At 60.4% G+C, this 16,555-nt stretch carries 10 protein-coding genes; 4 read left to right on the forward strand and 6 right to left on the reverse strand.

Annotated features, from left to right (window positions below):
• The first annotated feature begins 120 nt into the window (after positions 1–120).
• Positions 121–1,578: an alpha-L-fucosidase gene (locus AC1EJZ_RS01035; protein WP_070725463.1), complete on the forward strand. Its 1,458-nt coding sequence runs from the start codon at positions 121–123 to the stop codon at positions 1,576–1,578.
• On the opposite strand, the gene hrpA is transcribed toward AC1EJZ_RS01035, so the two are convergent.
• From hrpA to AC1EJZ_RS01060, 5 genes are read right to left on the reverse strand one after another with little or no spacing between them, the layout of a single operon-like run.
• Positions 1,568–5,920 (reverse strand): ATP-dependent RNA helicase HrpA, encoded by a 4,353-nt coding sequence (gene hrpA / locus AC1EJZ_RS01040; protein WP_083314352.1) that lies wholly within the window; start codon positions 5,918–5,920, stop codon positions 1,568–1,570. The genes AC1EJZ_RS01035 and hrpA overlap by 11 nt on opposite strands.
• An 18-nt stretch (positions 5,921–5,938) precedes the next feature.
• Positions 5,939–6,781 carry a carbohydrate ABC transporter permease gene (locus AC1EJZ_RS01045; RefSeq protein ID WP_070725466.1) on the reverse strand — a complete coding sequence of 281 codons (843 nt, stop codon included), beginning with the start codon at positions 6,779–6,781 and terminating at the stop codon, positions 5,939–5,941.
• Between the two features lies 1 nt (position 6,782).
• Positions 6,783–7,715 (reverse strand): carbohydrate ABC transporter permease, encoded by a 933-nt coding sequence (locus tag AC1EJZ_RS01050; RefSeq protein WP_070725468.1) that lies wholly within the window; start codon positions 7,713–7,715, stop codon positions 6,783–6,785.
• Entirely contained in the window at positions 7,712–9,085 is a 1,374-nt protein-coding gene (locus tag AC1EJZ_RS01055; protein WP_070725470.1) for an extracellular solute-binding protein, read from the reverse strand. Before AC1EJZ_RS01055 ends, AC1EJZ_RS01050 begins: the two co-directional genes overlap by 4 nt.
• A 13-nt stretch (positions 9,086–9,098) precedes the next feature.
• Positions 9,099–12,125: an alpha-mannosidase gene (locus AC1EJZ_RS01060; RefSeq protein WP_070725472.1), complete on the reverse strand. Its 3,027-nt coding sequence runs from the start codon at positions 12,123–12,125 to the stop codon at positions 9,099–9,101.
• A 135-nt stretch (positions 12,126–12,260) separates the two neighbouring features.
• Between AC1EJZ_RS01060 and AC1EJZ_RS01065 the strand changes: the two genes are divergently transcribed.
• From AC1EJZ_RS01065 to AC1EJZ_RS01075, 3 genes are all read left to right on the forward strand, one after another.
• Entirely contained in the window at positions 12,261–13,607 is a 1,347-nt protein-coding gene (locus tag AC1EJZ_RS01065; RefSeq protein ID WP_480293795.1) for an MFS transporter, read from the forward strand.
• Complete coding sequence (locus AC1EJZ_RS01070; protein ID WP_480293796.1) at positions 13,604–14,299, forward strand: ChbG/HpnK family deacetylase; 696 nt, start codon at positions 13,604–13,606, stop codon at positions 14,297–14,299. Before AC1EJZ_RS01065 ends, AC1EJZ_RS01070 begins: the two co-directional genes overlap by 4 nt.
• Positions 14,300–14,423: 124 nt before the next feature.
• Positions 14,424–15,683 (forward strand): hypothetical protein, encoded by a 1,260-nt coding sequence (locus tag AC1EJZ_RS01075; RefSeq protein WP_480293797.1) that lies wholly within the window; start codon positions 14,424–14,426, stop codon positions 15,681–15,683.
• A gap of 9 nt (positions 15,684–15,692) precedes the next feature.
• Here the strand turns inward: AC1EJZ_RS01075 and AC1EJZ_RS01080 are convergent, their stop codons facing one another.
• Entirely contained in the window at positions 15,693–16,463 is a 771-nt protein-coding gene (locus AC1EJZ_RS01080) for an alpha/beta hydrolase (protein WP_285015929.1), read from the reverse strand.
• Positions 16,464–16,555 lie beyond the last annotated feature (92 nt).

The raw sequence follows: 16,555 nt of genomic DNA on the forward strand, positions 1-16,555 counted from the left end.
TGGCCGGAAAAGAACCTCATAACAATCTACATCAGAAAGGGTGCCAAACTATCACAAGTTAGTGAGTGTTATGTAACATTTAATCGCTGCTGTCAGATACAAAGAAAAGGACTTTCCATCATGCATGCGGGTGACGCACTGAATTATCTGTCCAATGTTCGACCATCATTCCGTCAGCTCCGCTGGCAGGAGATGGAAATGTACGCCTTCATCCACTTCGGCATGAACACGATGACAGACCGCGAATGGGGCGAGGGGCACGAAGATCCTGCACTCTTCACCCCCGGCAACGTTGACACCGATCAGTGGATGCGCGCCCTCAAGGACGCCGGAATGACAGGCGTGATCCTCACCTGCAAACACCACGACGGTTTCTGCCTATGGCCCAGCGCCTACACTGACCACAGCGTCGCCTCCAGCCCCTACCAGGGTGACATCGTCGCACAAGCCAGCGAATCAGCCCGCCGCTTCGGCCTCAAATTCGGCGTCTACCTGTCCCCGTGGGATCGCACCGAAGCCACCTACGGGCAAGGCGTCGCCTACGACGACTTCTTCATCAACCAGCTCACCGAGCTGCTCACCAACTACGGCCCGATCTTCTCCGTCTGGTTCGACGGCGCCAACGGTGAAGGAGAGAACGGCAAGGTCCAGTACTACGACTGGGAACGATATTTCACCCTGATCCGCGCCCTGCAGCCCGAAGCAGTCATCAACATCTGCGGACCCGATGTGCGCTGGTGCGGGAACGAGGCCGGCGTTGCCAGGCCGGCAGAATGGAGCGTCCTTCCAGCAGAACTCCAGTCCGCCGAACGCACACAGGAACACTCTCAAAAAGCAGATGACGGCACATTCTCACGCGAAGTGAAATCCACCGACGAGGACCTCGGATCGCGAGCCGCCCTCGCCAATTACGACGGGCCGCTCGTGTGGTACCCGGCCGAAGTGGACACGTCGATCCGAACCGGATGGTTCCACCACGCCGCCGAAGATGAGCACGTGCGCACCCCTGATGAACTGTTCGCCATCTGGCGCGGCAGCGTCGGCGGGAACTGCTCGCTGCTGCTCAACGTGCCACCCACCCGCAAGGGCGTCCTGGCCCAACCCGACATCGATTCGTTGAAGGGGCTGGGAGATTTGGTGCGCGACTTCTACGCGCGCCGCATCAGCACCGTCACCGTGGACGCGTCCACGTCAACCGTGCCTGACACGCTCACCGCCCAGGCGGGCACCCCGTTCGATGACTCGTACGACCCCCTCATTCCCGCCCTGCTGACCGCCCCGTACTGGCAGCCGGACGAGGGAGACTCAGCGCCCACGCTGACCATCAGCTTCGACCGGTCCACGACTGTTAGCGCCGTCATTATCCGTGAAGCCATCGCTGAAGGCCAGCGCATCGATCGAGTCTCGGTGCGTGGAACCCGGCCAGATGGCTCCATCGTCGATCTAGGCGGCGCGAACTCAGTGGGCTACCAGCGCATCATTTCGTTCGATCCGGTCGAACTGGCCAGCATCACAGTGTCGGTCGAGCAGTCACGCGGATCAGTGCGCCTGGCGCACGTATGGCCAGTCAGTGCCTGAGCAGGGAGTAGATCCTCTTGGCTGAAACTTTCCGCGGAGTGCCCAGCTGCTGAGCGAACAGTGAGACGCGCAGCTCTTCGAGCAACCAGCGCGCCTCGCTGATCGTGCGCGCCCGCTTCGCATTGAACGGATGCTCATCCAATGCGTGTTGCGCCTGCTCAATGGCGTCTTCAACATCACCGATCACGTGCGCATTCTGCGCGTCCTGATCGAGCATGGGTCGCCCTCGCGCCGCACGGTCAAGGCGCACGGCACCGGCACGCACATACCTGGCCAGGTGAGGCAGAACCTCAAACGGTGTGGCTGAAATGAAACCGGGGAAGACCAGCGCCTCAGTCGTATCACGCACCTCCTGGCGAACTTCATTCAGTGACGCGTGCTGATGAGTACGCACACTGTCCGCCACCTCGCTGGAAGCCTCAAGCGTGCGGATCACATGCTGAAGGATCTCGTAAACACGGTCTTCATGCCGGTCGCGGGCCTGCGCAACCAGGCTGTCGAAACGGGTGCGGCTGCGGATCGCTGCCGGCCCGTCATCACCGGAAAGCTGGTCCACCAGGCTCAACGCGGAGGCCCACTGCGCGTCAGAAACCAGCGCCTGCGTCGACTCATACGGGGAGGCAGCCAGCATCATTGCCTGCCGGCCACTCCACCGGGTCGTTACCCGCGCAGTCGCCAGCTGAACTTCGCGCACCAATAGCCTCGCCACCCCCACGCGGTGCAGACGGTTCGCCTCATCGGGATTCGCCACGATCTGCAGACGCACCTCATCTTTGTCAGAAACAAGCGCCGGGAAACCGCGCAATGCCACCTGCGTCGCATCTGGCTCCACCGACCAGGGCACATCGTCGGGAAACTCCGTGACAGGTTCCGGTGTCAGCGCAGGCGAGGGTGCAGCCGCCCGTGCAAACGCTTCGGCCACAGCCCCGCGAACAGCGGTGCGCACGGCATCGTCGGCTGTGCGTGCCAACGTGCGCTGCAGGTACGTCAATGACGGACCCGAACCCAGCTCACGACCATCCTGATCCACTACTCGCAGCGTCATCACAACATGGGAGGGAACATTCTCACGCGCATGAGCCAGATCCTTTGCACCCAGGTCAACGCCACGAATCTGACGCACCGCATCAGCGAACACCTCCTCAAAAGGCGGACGCCTGGCGGGATCGGGATCAATGCCGGCCGAGCGCTTCACGACCGGGGCATGGTCTGGCTCTGGCTGCAACTGCGCAGATGCCGTCCTGTTGCGCCTGACTGATCCGCTGGTCGCCCCCCACTCGGCCAGGCGATCCATCGCGGCGTTCAGGGAACGAGGATCCTCAGGCTCGTCCACTTCAACGCTCACGACTTCATCGTCCCCGCCGATGCGTGAACGAATCCATTGAGCCACATCCACTCCCACTTCCGGAGCCGGAGCCAGCAGACGCCGTTTCGCTTTAGGCAGCGCACGGATCGTCTCAATCACCAGTTCGTCCAGCAACCCAGGCACCAGCCAGTCCATGCCGCGTCCCGTCACGCGCGGAAGCTCTTCTACACGAATCGTCGCCGTCACGCCGTCACGGGCGGCACCGGGGTGAAACTCGTAGGACAGGGGAAACTCCAGGTCGCCCTCGTTCCACGTGTCAGGAAATGCGTCGGCATCCGTTCCCGAGCCGCGCGGCAACAGCAGCTGTGGCGGGTACGTCAGCAGGTCAGGCTTCGAGCGGCGCTTTTTGGCCCACCACCGGTCAAAGTGGCGGGCAGAGATGATGCCCTCAGGCAGCAGGTCGTCAAAGAAATTGACGAGGGAGTCTTCGCCTGCAACGAGTCCGCTCGTGCGTGAACGCTGCTCCACCTCATGAGCCTGCTCCAGCAGGTCACGATTCTGTGCCATGAAACGGTGGTGCTCACGCCATTCGCCACGCACCAGCGCATGGCGGATAAACATTTCGCGCGCCAACTGGCGTGCAGTCAGCGGCTCAACCTCTTCCACGCTGACGGGGGAGTCCTCCTCAACGGTCGTTTCTCCCAGGGCGTCCGACAGTGCGTCAGCGAACACGCTTGGCCCCTCATGGCCGCGCAGACCCTGCGCAATACCAGCCAGTGTTCCCGGACGCGCTACTCGGGAACGGCGTGGGCCACCCTCGTCCATCGTGATGTCGAGCCTGCCGAGCAGGACCGTACGGTCAGCTTCCAGCGTCAACCCGTACAGCATGGTTTTCTGGTGGATCATCGCAGCGCCCTTGCCTGATGACCAGTATGGTTCGGAATAGACGCGGGTGAGCAGAGGGCCGGCCAGAGGCTCGATCCACTCGGGTTTGATGCGCGCCACCGTGCGGGCGAACAGGCGCGAAGTTTCGACCAGCTCCGCCGTCATCACCCATTCGGGGTGGCTGCGGGTCAGGCCGGAGCCGGGCCAGATGGTGAATCGTGTGCCGCGAGTGCCCGCATACTCCTTCTTCGCCGGATCCCAGTTGCCCAGGTTTGACAGTAAGCCAACCAGAAGCGAGCGGTGGATTTCGTCAGCATCAGGTGAGGACGTTGAACGCGTGTAGGCAACGGCTGCGCGCGCAGCGGCGTTTGCGATTCCGCCACTGTTGGCAGCAAACGCCACTTCTTTCGGGCTGGGAATGCCGATGCGGTGAGTATCCAGGCCGAGGGGGCGCGCCATGTCCCGCAACTGCCCGACCACGTCACGCCATTCACGAAAACGCAGATAGTGCAGAAACTCTGCGCGGCACATGCGGCGGAAAGCGGAGCCGGACAGGTCACGTGACTGCACGTTGAGGTAGCGCCAGATGTTCAGGTAGGTGATGAAATCTGAATGCGGATCCACGAAGCGCGCATGCGCCTGGTCGGCAGCCTGCTGAAAGTCCAGAGGGCGCTCGCGGACATCCTGGATCGACAGGGCCGCCACGATGACAAGGACATCGGAGCCGCATCCGTTACGGTCACCTTCAATGAGAATGCGGCCCAGCCGCGGATCGATCGGCAAATGCGCCAGGGAGCGGCCGATCGCCGTCAGCCCGTGGTCAGCGGTCAGTGCCCCGATTTCCACCAGAAGCTGCAGGCCATCCCGAACGGCACGCTGCGCGGGAGGGTCGATGAACGGGAAGCGCTGCACGTCACCCAACCCCAGTGACACCATCTGCAAGATGACGCTGGCAAGTGAGGTACGCAGAATCTCCGGCTCGGTGTACTCGGGGCGCGCGTCGAAGTCATCCTCGGAATACAGCCTGATCGCCACGCCGTTGGCGACGCGACCACAGCGTCCTGCCCGCTGGTTCGCTGAAGCCTGCGAGATCGGTTCGATGGGCAGGCGCTGCACCTTCGTGCGGTTCGAGTAGCGGGAAATGCGCGCCAGACCCGGGTCGATGACGTATCGGATCCCCGGCACAGTCAGTGACGTTTCGGCAACGTTCGTGGCCAGGACAATTCTGCGACGCGAATGACGTTCAAAGATTCGGTGCTGTTCGGCCGATGTGAGCCGCGCATACAGCGGCAGGATGTCAATGTCAGAAATGCTTCCTAGATGGTCAGCCAGCGCCTGCTGCGTGTCACGAATGTCGCGCTCACCGGGCAGGAACACCAAAATGTCGCCGGGGCCTTCCGTACGCAGCTCGTCGACAGCGCGGCAGATACCTTCATCCTGGTCGATGTGGTCACCCTCGTCGTCAAAAAGCGGTTCGTAGCGTATGTCGACCGGGTAGGTACGTCCGGTCACCTCGATGACAGGTGCGGGGTCCTCCGGTGTGCCGAAGTGACGGGCAAAGCGCTGCGAATCGATCGTGGCGGAGGTGATGATGACCTTCAGATCAGGGCGCGCAGGAAGCAGGCGGGAGAGGTACCCCAGGATGAAATCGATGTTGAGGGAACGCTCATGAGCTTCGTCGATAATCAGAGTGTCGTAACGGCGCAGCAGTGGATCCGACTGGATCTCAGCCAGCAAAATGCCGTCCGTCATGAGTTTCACCAGCGTCGTCGGGCCGACCTCGTCAGTGAAACGAACCTGGTAGCCCACAACCTGGCCGGCTTCGCGCCCCACTTTCTGCCCCAGTTCGTGGGCGATACGTTCAGCAACAGTGTGTGCGGCGAGGCGTCGGGGCTGAGTGTGTCCGATCATGCCGGTCACACCGCGCCCCAGCTGCAGACAGATCTTCGGGAGCTGGGTCGTCTTGCCTGAGCCGGTTTCCCCGGCCACCACGACAACCTGGTGATCCCGAATCGCAGCGGCGATCTCGTCGCGCCTGTCGCTTACCGGCAAATCCGGGTATGTGATCACCGGAATGGCGGCGACGCGCTGCGCAAGCTGTTCAGGTGTGAACGGCTTGAACGCTGAATGTTTACGTGGTCGTCGGGGCACCGGCCCAGTCTATGTCGATTAGCCTTTGACTGCTCCAGCCATTGCGAATGAGCCGCCCGAGACTTTCTGGGAGATGGCATACAGTGCCAGCACGGGGGCTGCATACATCAGTGAGAATGCTGCAAGTTTCCCGTAGGCAACGGTGCCGTATGCTCCGAAAAAGTTGAAGATTGCGACGGCTGCGGGCTGCTTGGCTGAATCGAATATCAGCACGAAGGGAACGAAGAAGTTCCCCCATGTCATGGTGAACACGAAGATGAACACAACGACCAGTCCGGGACGCATGAGCGGCAGAACGATTCGCCACAACGTGCCCATCGCAGATGATCCGTCAACCCAGGCTGCCTCCTCCAGTGACACAGGCACAGCGTCCATGAAGTTCTTTAGCATCCACACGGCCATCGGCAGTGACGTTGCCGCCATGAACAAGATGATGGCACCGTGAGAATCCAGCAGATCCATCCGGACGAACAGTGAATACACCGGCACCATCATTGCGGTGATCGGCAGGCAGGTGCCGAACAGGATGGTGTACATGAGGGAGCGCTTGAATCGCGACTTGTAGCGTGACAGCGGGTATGCGGCAAGCGCTCCGGCGGCCACGGTCAGCAGTGCCGTGCCCAGTGACAGGATCATGGAATTGAGCAGCGGACGGAACGTGAGATCCCAGTCGGCTACTTCAGAAAAATGCTCCATTGTCACTGACGACGGGATGGAGAGTGACACTCCTGGAGATGGATGCACTGCGGACACCAGCAGCCAGGCCAGAGGCACCAGGAACGCGATGCTGACGACCAGCAGGGCGACCGACGCCCACAGTTTTGTTGAGGATTGTTTCGGTTGTGCAACAGAGGGCGCCATGTCAGTCCACCTCCGGTTTGAGGACCTTGATGTAGACCAGCGCAAACAGGGCACCGAGGATCAGGGTCACGGTGGCGATTGCGGTGCCGTATCCGACCTGGGAGAACTTGAATGCGCGCTGGAACGCCAGAACAGGAAGAGTTGATGACTGGGTCCCGGGCCCGCCACCTGTCATGACCCAGATCAGTGTGAAGACACCTAGAGTCTGCAACGTGGTGAGCAGAAGGTTGGTTGAAATCGATCCCTTGATAATCGGTATTGTCACGTGGATCAGTCTCTGCCATCCGCCTGCCCCGTCGATCATGGCGGCTTCCTGCACATCAGCTGGCACGTTCGAAAGAGCTGCCGCATACACCATCATGGAAAAAGCTGTTCCGCGCCAGATGTTGGCGATGATGACCGACAGCATCGGGAAGCCAATGAGCCACGAGGGGCCATGGAGGCCGATCATCTCCAGGAAGGAGTTGAGCATTCCGTCTTTCTGGAAGAATGCGTACAAGGCAAACGCGGCGACAATTTCAGGCAGAACCCACGCGATAATGACAATGGTGCCCACACATGTCGCCACCCATCTGGGGACGCGTCGCATCAGCAGTGCAAGCGACATGCCCAGGACGTTCTGGCCGATAACTGCGGAGGCAAGGACGAATACGACTGTCAGCAGCACTGACTTCCAGAATTCAGGCGCGCCCAGAAGAGCCTTGTAGTTATCCAGTCCCACGAACTGTGGCTCAGCCGCGCGAATTCCCGTCATGGCTTGGTTTGTCAGGGATCCGTACAGTGAATAGGCGATTGGTCCGGCCAGAAAAACTGCCATCAGCAGCAGTGCCGGTGCCAGCGCGCCGAACTCGGCGAGACGCCGGGCAGTCGATCGGGTTTGTCCCAACGATGCGCCTGCCCGGACAGTCTCACGTTCTAAATGACCAGTACTCATTGAGCTGCCTGTGTGTTTTCTTCTCCGACGATGCCGATCAATGTTTGGTCGTACTGCTCAGCAGCTTGCTCCGGAGTGGCTTCGCCGGTGACCATCGACTCGGTTGCCACTTGGATATTCGAAGAAATCTGGGAGTAGTCCGGTGTTGCCGGCCTGAAATGCGTGTACTGCACCAGACCGGAGAAGAACTCGAAAGACTCGTTGTAGTTCAAATACTCTGGGTCTTCCTGAACATCCCGGCGCACGGCAATTTGAGACTCGGTGGTGTCATAGAGCTTGGAGTTTTCCATATTTGTGGCGATGGAAATGAAGTCGAACGCTGCCTGCGGGTTGGCGGTCGACGCGCCGATGGACAAGAGCCATCCACCCGACATGGACGTGAATCCTGGTTTCTGACCATTCTGAGTCGGCATCTTCGCAAAGCCGATCTTATCGGCCCACTCGTCCCACTCTTGTTCGCCTTCGATCCAGCTTCCCGGTACCCACGAACCGTCCATGACGATACCAACCTTGCCTGCGGGTAGGAGCTCATGCGATGTCTTGTCTCCAACGGAAGATTCTAACGCAATATCGAGTGGCAATCCGAGTTCTTCGTCAGTCACTGTCTTATAGAATCCCAGAGCATCGCGGAATCCTTTCGACCCGGTGATCCATTTTTGGGACTCTTCGTCATACAGCGTGTCATCTGTGCCGTACAGCAGCATTTCAAAGCCCTGCATGGTTGATGCTTCACCAGCAGCTTTGCCGCCGTAAATCGCCAGCGGAATGGCGTCAGTTTTTTGTTTAATCGTCCTAGCCGCGTCAAGAATCTCATTCCAGTTCTTCGGCTGCCAGTCCTCGGGTAATCCGGCTTCTTTGAAGACGTCCTTGTGGAAGTAGAGTGCGCGTGTATCTGTTCCCAAGGAGACTCCATACGTCTTTCCGTCGGTTGCGACACCGGCCTGTTGCGCGGATTTGTCGAACTGATCCCAGTCCTCCCACTGATCGAGGAACTCATCCATCGGGTACAGGTACCCCGCTTCAGCGTCCGGCATGACCTGGAATGTGTCCTCATAGATGACATCAGGTGCGGTCGAAGGCGAGCCGTTCATCAACGCGAGCTTGGTGAAGTACTGATCTTGATCAGCCTCAATAGGCTGCATGTTGACAGTAATGCCCTCATGGGACGCTTCAAATTCGGTCTTCGCTTTTTCCAGCATGTTTTCAAGCTGGTGGAAGGCAGCAGTCTTCTGATACGCGATGGTCAGTGTGTTGGGATCGCCATTTCCAGCTGAACCACTTTGTCCAGATTGACTTCCACCGGAACATGCAGCCATCCCCAACAGCGCTGCACTGCACAGGATTGCGGTTGCCGCATACTTCTTTCTCATTTTCTACTCCTAGTTAGTTGCGATGCATACGAACTGTCACCAGTTCGAATGGCTTGAGATCAACGTCGAAGCCGCTTTCATCGGCGCGAAGGTCAGCCTCGTCCTCGCACTCGCGCTCCAGTCCATCCACCAGGTGAATTGACGCGAGGTGGGGAATATCGACACTGAATCGCGCCGTGGTGCGCCCGCCTCTTGTTTCATGGAAGCGAACGATCACGTCACCGGATTCGTCATCAGCCAGCTTGACTGCCTCAATCAGGGCATGCCCGCTGTCCAGTGTCACCAGTGCCGGCACGTCATGGTCGCCTCGCACTTCGCGCACCGGCAGGTTCATGCGCTGTCCTTGCGCGATCGCATCGTCAATCTCAGCTCCGACGGTCAGGGAGGTGCGCAGGACGTGGTGGCCCTGATCGGCATCCGGATCCGGAGCCATCGGCGCGCGCAGCAGTGACTCACCGATCTGTACGAACGGCCTGCCCTCGTCGCTGCGCATGCGTACGAACGAGTGCCCATAGGTGCGGTCGTTGGCCACGGCCACGCCGAAATCATCTTCTGCCACGCGCACCCACCGCAGTCCCACAGTTTCAAAGCGCGCGTGCTCCCACGACGTGTTCTCGTGAATGGGGCGCGTGATATGTCCGCACTGAATTTCGGATTGGGCGGTTGTGGTCAACACGTCCACCGGCAACTCCAGTTTGAGCATCCGCCGGCGCTCATGCCACTCGACTTCAGTCGTGAAATCAACCGTCGCAGAATCGGGCGCGATGCGCATCGTCTGAACGAACGTCGACGTGCCCCAGGACCGCTCACACGTCACGACGGCAGCACCGTCTTCTTCACGCACATCCAGAGCGTCCACCGAGTCAATCGGGTTCGGGTGGCGACGGTAATCACCGTCGATATTCCACGCATCCCAGTCCACCGGAATGTCGCGGTACGCGTTGAGTCTGCCGAGCACCTGTCCTGCCGGCACAACCTCACGATTACGGCGCGCATCCACCAACGAGTCAATCAAACCGTCCCGCGTGACATGTACGTTCAGCACGCCGTTCGAGATCTGCCAGCCGTCGTCGCCCTCGTCAATGGTGATGGACGAGGGAGCCTGCGCGCTGACATGTGCGATCACTCCGGCACCCACGCCACGCTGCTCGGCGGACGAGGCGTTCGCGGTGAGCGGGGTCTCACCGTTGCCGGCAACAATGCTGAGCGCGTCATTGATCAGGGTGTTGAGGCGCTCCATGAGGCGCTCGAAGGTTTCTTCAGCTTCGCGGTGGACCCACGCGATTGAGGATCCGGGCAGGATGTCATGGAATTGCAGCAGGAGGACTTCCTGCCAGATCTCGTGCAGCTCATCGTAGGGGTAGTCGGCACCGGTGCGCACCGCTGCCTGCGTCCACCAGTATTCGGCCTCGCGCAGCAGATGCTCGCAGCGTCGGTTCCCACGCTTGGTGCGCGCCTGCGAGGTGAGCACGCCGCGATGGTTCTCCAGGTACAGTTCGCCCACCCACGTCGGCGCATCGGGATATTCGGTCTGCGCGTCGGCAAAAAAGTCGGTCGGTGAGGCGATGCGCACGCGCGGGGAGCCTTCCAGGTCTTTTTGCCTGTGCGCGTTGGCCAGCATTTCCCTGGTCGGGCCGCCGCCACCGTCACCGTAGCCGAACGGCACCAGCGTCCTGGATGCTCCGCCGCTGTCGCGGAATGTGCTTTCAGCGTGATGCAGGTCGGTCGGGCTGAGCGTCGAGTTGTAGGTGTCAACGGGTGGAAAGTGCGTGAAGATACGCGACCCGTCGATTCCTTCCCACCACAGTGTGTGATGCGGGAACGTGTTCGTCTCATTCCACGACAGCTTCTGCGTGAGCATCCATTTCATACCCATGTGCCGTGCGATGGTCGGCAGTGCTGCCGAGTATCCGAAGGAGTCCGGCAGCCACACGTGTTCGGGCATGACGCCGAATTCGCGCTGGAAGAATCGCTGGCCTTCCAGGAACTGTCGAACCATTGCCTCCCCGCCGATCATGTACGGGTCGGATTCGATCCACTGGCCTCCGACGACTACCCACCTGCCTTCGGCAACGCGCTGACGCAGGCGCTCGAACACGTCAGGGTGCTCGTCACGCAGCCACTGATACTGCTGGGCTGAGGAGGCGGCGAACATGACGTCGGGGTCGACGTCCATCAGGTGCAGGACATTCGACCACGTGCGCGCTACTTTGCGTCGCGTCTCTCGCAGCGGCCACAGCCATGCCGAATCGATATGCGCATGTCCGATCGCGTATGCGGTGGTCGCTGACGCGGAGGCCGGAGCGCTCAAAACATCGCTGAGCATCTGCCTCGCCTCGTGTGCGCTGCCCGAAAGATCGTCATAGTCGAGGGCGTCCAACGCGCGGTCAAGTCCGCGGATGATCTGTTCGCGCCTGGGTGAGTCGACGACGGTCACGAGGTCGTTCAGCACGGTCAGGTCAGCCTGGAGTGCTTCAACCGTGGTGTCGATGGCGCGCAGTTCGCACGTAGTCATTGTGTAGATCGACTCTGTGCCGGCTGTTTCTTTCGAGCCCATCGTCGGTGGTGTCACCCAGTCACCTTCGATGACATTCGGGTTGGCGGCCGCTTCGATGTAGAGCTCGAATTCTTCACCGGGCGCTGCCTCGATCGGAATGTAACGGTTGAGTGGTTCGAGCGCCTTAATCATCGTGCCGTCTGGCCGATATGCTGCGCCTTCTGCCTGGAAACCGGGGCCGGCGTCGGAAAATCCCAGGTCAACGATGATTTCGTGGCGGCGCTGGTCGGATGCAGGGTCCCATTCCTGCGGTACGCGCCCGCTGACGTGGAACCATGTCGTGCCCCAGGGGTGCGACCATGCGTAGGGCAGGCTGATGTCGGAGTATTCCTGTGTGACTGCCTCGTCGAAGGGGACGGGTTCGTCGGGCACTTCCCATGCGGTAAGGGTCAGATCTGCTCGTTCGATCGTGACACCCGGGGTGAGCCAGTCGCGCAGTACGCGTGACACCTGGCGGCGGGTGCGTGAACTTTCATCGAACATGAGGCTCCTTTGGCTCGAATTGTGATGTGTTCCTCTCTATTATCCATCATTATTGATGTATTTGAAGAGGGAATGGATCATGAATCATCCTCAAACGTAAAATGTATGCATAATGAGGCGTGCTACGATGCTGCTGTGACCGCCATCTCACCTGAGCGTCGACAGACGCCGCCGTGGCGTTTCGCCATCGGCATGTTTGGCACATCGATTCCGATCAATGTCATCAAAGGGTCGATGCTGTATTTCTACGTGTCGGTCCTCGGTATGGATGCTGCCATCTACGCCGCCGTCTACACGGTCTACGGGATTATTGACGCCATCGATAACCCGATCTTCGGCTATTTCTCCGACCGCACGCGCTCCCGTTGGGGCAGGCGCCGTCCCTACCTCATCGTCGGCGCACTGGTGCTGCTGATCGGCATGATCGCACTGTTCTGGGTGCCTGACGCCGTCGTCGCGGCGAAGACAACATCGCTGGTCGCCTGGTTCGCCACGTTCGCCATCTTGTCCGAAGCGGCCGATTCCATGATCAACGCGGCCTACGGGTCGCTGCTGCCGGAACTGTTCCCGCAGGAAAAGCGACGCGCCCTCGCCAATTCGCTGCGACAGGGATTCCAGTTGGTCGCCATGATCTTCTCCCTCGGCCTTACCCCACTGCTGGCCCGCAACATCCTGGGATGTGACGTCAGGGATGCAGCGTGTGCTGATCCGACCGTGGGATACGAGCGCCTCGCCGTCATCTACGGTGTTATCGCCGCTGCAGTCATCATCTTCATGGCGCTGGGGATCCACGAACGCCACGGCGACGTCGAAGAAAAACGCCCGACGTTCCTGCGATCGATCCGAGACATCGTCACCAACCGCTACTTCTGGACGATCGGCGTGGTCTCAGCACTGTACGGCGCGTCGATGGCGATGCTCATGGGTGGTCTGCAGTTCTACGTGGACTACGCGCTGGGTGGCGGCGCGCTGGAAGCCACCATCATGCAAGGTGTCGTCATCTTCACGTCGCTGGGGTCGCTCGCCATCTGGACCTCGATCGTGCGCAGACGCGGCGCGGCGTGGACATGGCGCCTGGCCCTGCCGGTATGCGCACTGACCTTTGTGCCACTGTTCTTTGCCCACAACCTCATCACCGGCATCCTGTGCGGAATCTGCGTGGCGTTCGGCTGGTCCGGTATGCTCGCCACCAACGACCTGATCTTCGCCCGCGTTCTTGACGAGGATGCCCGCAAGACTGGCATCCATCGCGAAGGGATCTTCCTGTCGGCATTCGGCGTGTTCGGCCGTCTCAATGCGATCCCGACCTCCATTGCGTTGCTGTCGCTGGGCTGGTTCTTCGGATATCGTTCCGGCGCGGTGCCCGGCCCTGACCCGGCGATGGCGTGGCGCGTCTACATGGCCATCTATCCGCTGGTATTCATGCTGATCGGCACGCTGATTTCGCGCTTCATTCGCCTTCCGGAAGCCGACGAAGCATGAGTGCCGAGCGTCGCATCGTCATTACCGCTGATGACTTCGGCATGAACCCCGCGTCCTCGCGCATCGTGTGCGACCTTGTCGCCAGTGGCCGTGTCAGTGCCGTGACCGCCCTCGCCAATTCTGACGACCTGCCCGCGCAGCTGAACATGCTGCGAGACGCCGGACTGGGCAGCGTCGGCCTGCATCACGAAGCAACCGGAGGTGAGATCGCCGATGAGCTGCGCGAACAGCATTCGCGCTTGACTGACTGCGGGATGGACGTCATCCGGCTCGATTCGCATTGCGGCGCACTGTATACGCCCGAGGCGCTCCCCGCCGCACTCGAATTCTGCACCCACTTTTCGTTGGCTTTCCGCATGCCGCGCACCTTCCCCACACAGTTTTTTGCCGAGGGTGACTCGTCGATGCGTTCTCTGCATGCTCAAGCCGTTGAGGCGGCTGATGCGATGGGGGTGGCTCTGCCGGACGTGATGCTCACCAATACGACGCCGTATCAAGACGTCGCCAGCTACGAGCAGCTACGGGACAGTTATATTGCAATGCTGGATGCTGTGCCTGTCGGGGTCAGTGAAGTGTTTGTGCATCCCGGTGTTGATGATGCCAAGCGGCAGTGGGAGGCGCGGCTCGTCGTTGACTCACAATGGCTGGAAGCACTGGAGGAGCGCGATATTCGCGTGGTCGATCGCTGGTAGCTGGTAACTGGTAGTGGTGGGGTCGTGACGCCGGTCGATAGTGTGACACACATCACTTAAATCAGGATGGTTGTTGGCTGTGTGTGGAACGCAGATGCCGGTGGGTGCTGCCACAATAGAACACATGTTCGACAAAACACGTGTTCCGCAGCTCGCGCAGGACGATGCCATAGCTCGCATCGATGCCCTGCGTGAGGCGGACACGCGCTGGAAACAGGCCGAAGCTGATCGTGCCCGTCTTGTCGTCGACACTGTCCTGGCTGTCAGCCGCGCAGCTCCTGCAGATGAAGAGCGTGTCATTCGCAGTGGCGCGGGTACACCCCTGATTGCCGAGTTCGCTCACCTGGAAGTGGCGGCGGCTCTGGGATGCTCCCCGCACGTGGCGCTGAACCTTATTTCAGACCTGCTTGACATGCGTTTCCGCATGCCGCGCCTGTGGCAGCGCATACTGGATCTGGACGTGCCCGTGTGGAAGGCGCGCGCTATCACGATGCGCACCACCAGTTTGTCGCTGGACGTGTGCAGGGAAGTTGATCGCCGAATCGGTAACATCGGCACGTGGAGCAAAGAGCGCACCATCCGGCACATCAACGAGCTGATTGCCGAGGTTGACACCGAACGCATCGAACGATGCTTCGACTTGAAGAAGTCGCACCGCCGAGTCGCCTTCGACCGTGAGAGCTCGACGGATCTGGTGTATCTCGATGCCACCTTGAGCGTGACCGACGCGCAGCTTCTGGAAGGAACGGTCAACGCTTTGGCGCGCACGCTCGTGAGCGAACATCCCGACGAATCTCTGGACGAGCGCAAGTCCCGCGCCCTGGGAATTCTGGCGACGCCCGCCTATGCGCTTGCGCGCCTGGGAGGCGCCACTGGTAAGGCGCTTGATCGCACCCGCCCGCCTGCCACGCTTCACCTGCATATCAACGCTGCGTCGCCGCGACTGGTACACGGTGACAGGTGCGGCACGATCCCGGCGCAGGCTCTTTCCGACCTGCTGGCTCACTGCCACGTCACAGTGCGTCCCGTCCTTGACCTCAACAGCAACCGTGCGGTCGACCGACATGACCCACCGCCATTGATCCGCCATGCGATGCATATTCGCGAGCCCGTCGAAGTCTTCCCGTACTCCACGATGCGCTCTTCGGCATGCGACCTTGACCATACCGTTCCGTATGACCCGCACGGGCGAAAGGGACAGACCCACCTGGGCAATCTCGGTCCGCTCTCACGTACCGTGCACCGCGACAAGACGCATTTACGCTGGCACCTGACTCAGCACCGACCGGGAATATACGAGTGGACATCTCCACTGGGCTACCGCTACAGCGTCACCCACGGCAAGACTCGATACCGCGGACACCGCCGACCTCAGCGCGCATAGGCCTGCCGACTATCGACGAATCGGAACGTGCGTGCGTGACCACTCAAGCGACAGATCCACAAGCGTTTGAGCGTCTTCACCTGCGCCGAAATGCGAGCCGTGAATGACCTGGACGGAACTTCCCAGCGGCAGCTCCGGCATGACTTCCTCAGTCATTTCCACCAGGCCGATCTCCTCATCGTCGGCATCGTGAATGATCAGAACCGGCATAGTCAGGTGAGCCACTGTCGCTTTCGTGTCGACCAGCGACAGATCCACCAGAGTCTGCCTGGAAATCGTGAAGTTCTGGCGAGGGCCGGGTGAATCGTCAGGGATGGTTGTAACGCCGTGACGCTCCAGCTCATCAAGCTGCTCGGAAGAAAAAATAGCCTGCCAGTCATACGACACGGGACCCAGTACCGCCCCGGACAGCACCATAGTTGTCGCTGCAGGTGGAGCAGCGTTCATGGCGACGGTGGCGCCGTAGGAGTGCGCGTGGATCAGCTGGCGATGGAAACCCTGGTCAGCCAGCCAGCCTGATGCGGCACGCAGATCCTCCGCGTGAGAGTCAAGAGTGATGATGTCATCGTCAGACAGCCCATGTCCCGAATAGTCAAATGCCAGCGTCGCATACCCCGCCGTGCGGTAGTGCCCGGCGAGGCGATCGAAGTGCCCGCCGGAGTGACGATCGGACAGGAACGAGTGAGAAAACAGCACGGCACAGTCAGTGCTGTCCACAGGGTTGACGAACGAACCCGACAGGCTGAGCCCGCGGGGTGTTTCAATCAAGACCTCACTCATACCTTCCAACCTAGCTATTTTTGTCAGTTCTGTGGCAAAAGCGTGAGACAATTCGCCCTAAGGAAAATACACTGGGTGTCGACGCGAGAGGA

Source organism: Pauljensenia sp. C0170B5, assembly GCF_056590195.1.

What these genes read in the sequence shown, in the direction of transcription:
- AC1EJZ_RS01035 (WP_070725463.1), top strand. Translation starts at nt 121, where the DNA reads ATGCATGCGGGTGACGCACTGAATTATCTGTCCAATGTTCGACCATCA.
- AC1EJZ_RS01045 (WP_070725466.1), bottom strand. Translation starts at nt 6,781, where the DNA reads ATGGCGCCCTCTGTTGCACAACCGAAACAATCCTCAACAAAACTGTGG.
- AC1EJZ_RS01050 (WP_070725468.1), bottom strand. Translation starts at nt 7,715, where the DNA reads ATGAGTACTGGTCATTTAGAACGTGAGACTGTCCGGGCAGGCGCATCG.
- AC1EJZ_RS01055 (WP_070725470.1), bottom strand. Translation starts at nt 9,085, where the DNA reads ATGAGAAAGAAGTATGCGGCAACCGCAATCCTGTGCAGTGCAGCGCTG.
- AC1EJZ_RS01060 (WP_070725472.1), bottom strand. Translation starts at nt 12,125, where the DNA reads ATGTTCGATGAAAGTTCACGCACCCGCCGCCAGGTGTCACGCGTACTG.
- AC1EJZ_RS01070 (WP_480293796.1), top strand. Translation starts at nt 13,604, where the DNA reads ATGAGTGCCGAGCGTCGCATCGTCATTACCGCTGATGACTTCGGCATG.
- AC1EJZ_RS01075 (WP_480293797.1), top strand. Translation starts at nt 14,424, where the DNA reads ATGTTCGACAAAACACGTGTTCCGCAGCTCGCGCAGGACGATGCCATA.
- AC1EJZ_RS01080 (WP_285015929.1), bottom strand. Translation starts at nt 16,463, where the DNA reads ATGAGTGAGGTCTTGATTGAAACACCCCGCGGGCTCAGCCTGTCGGGT.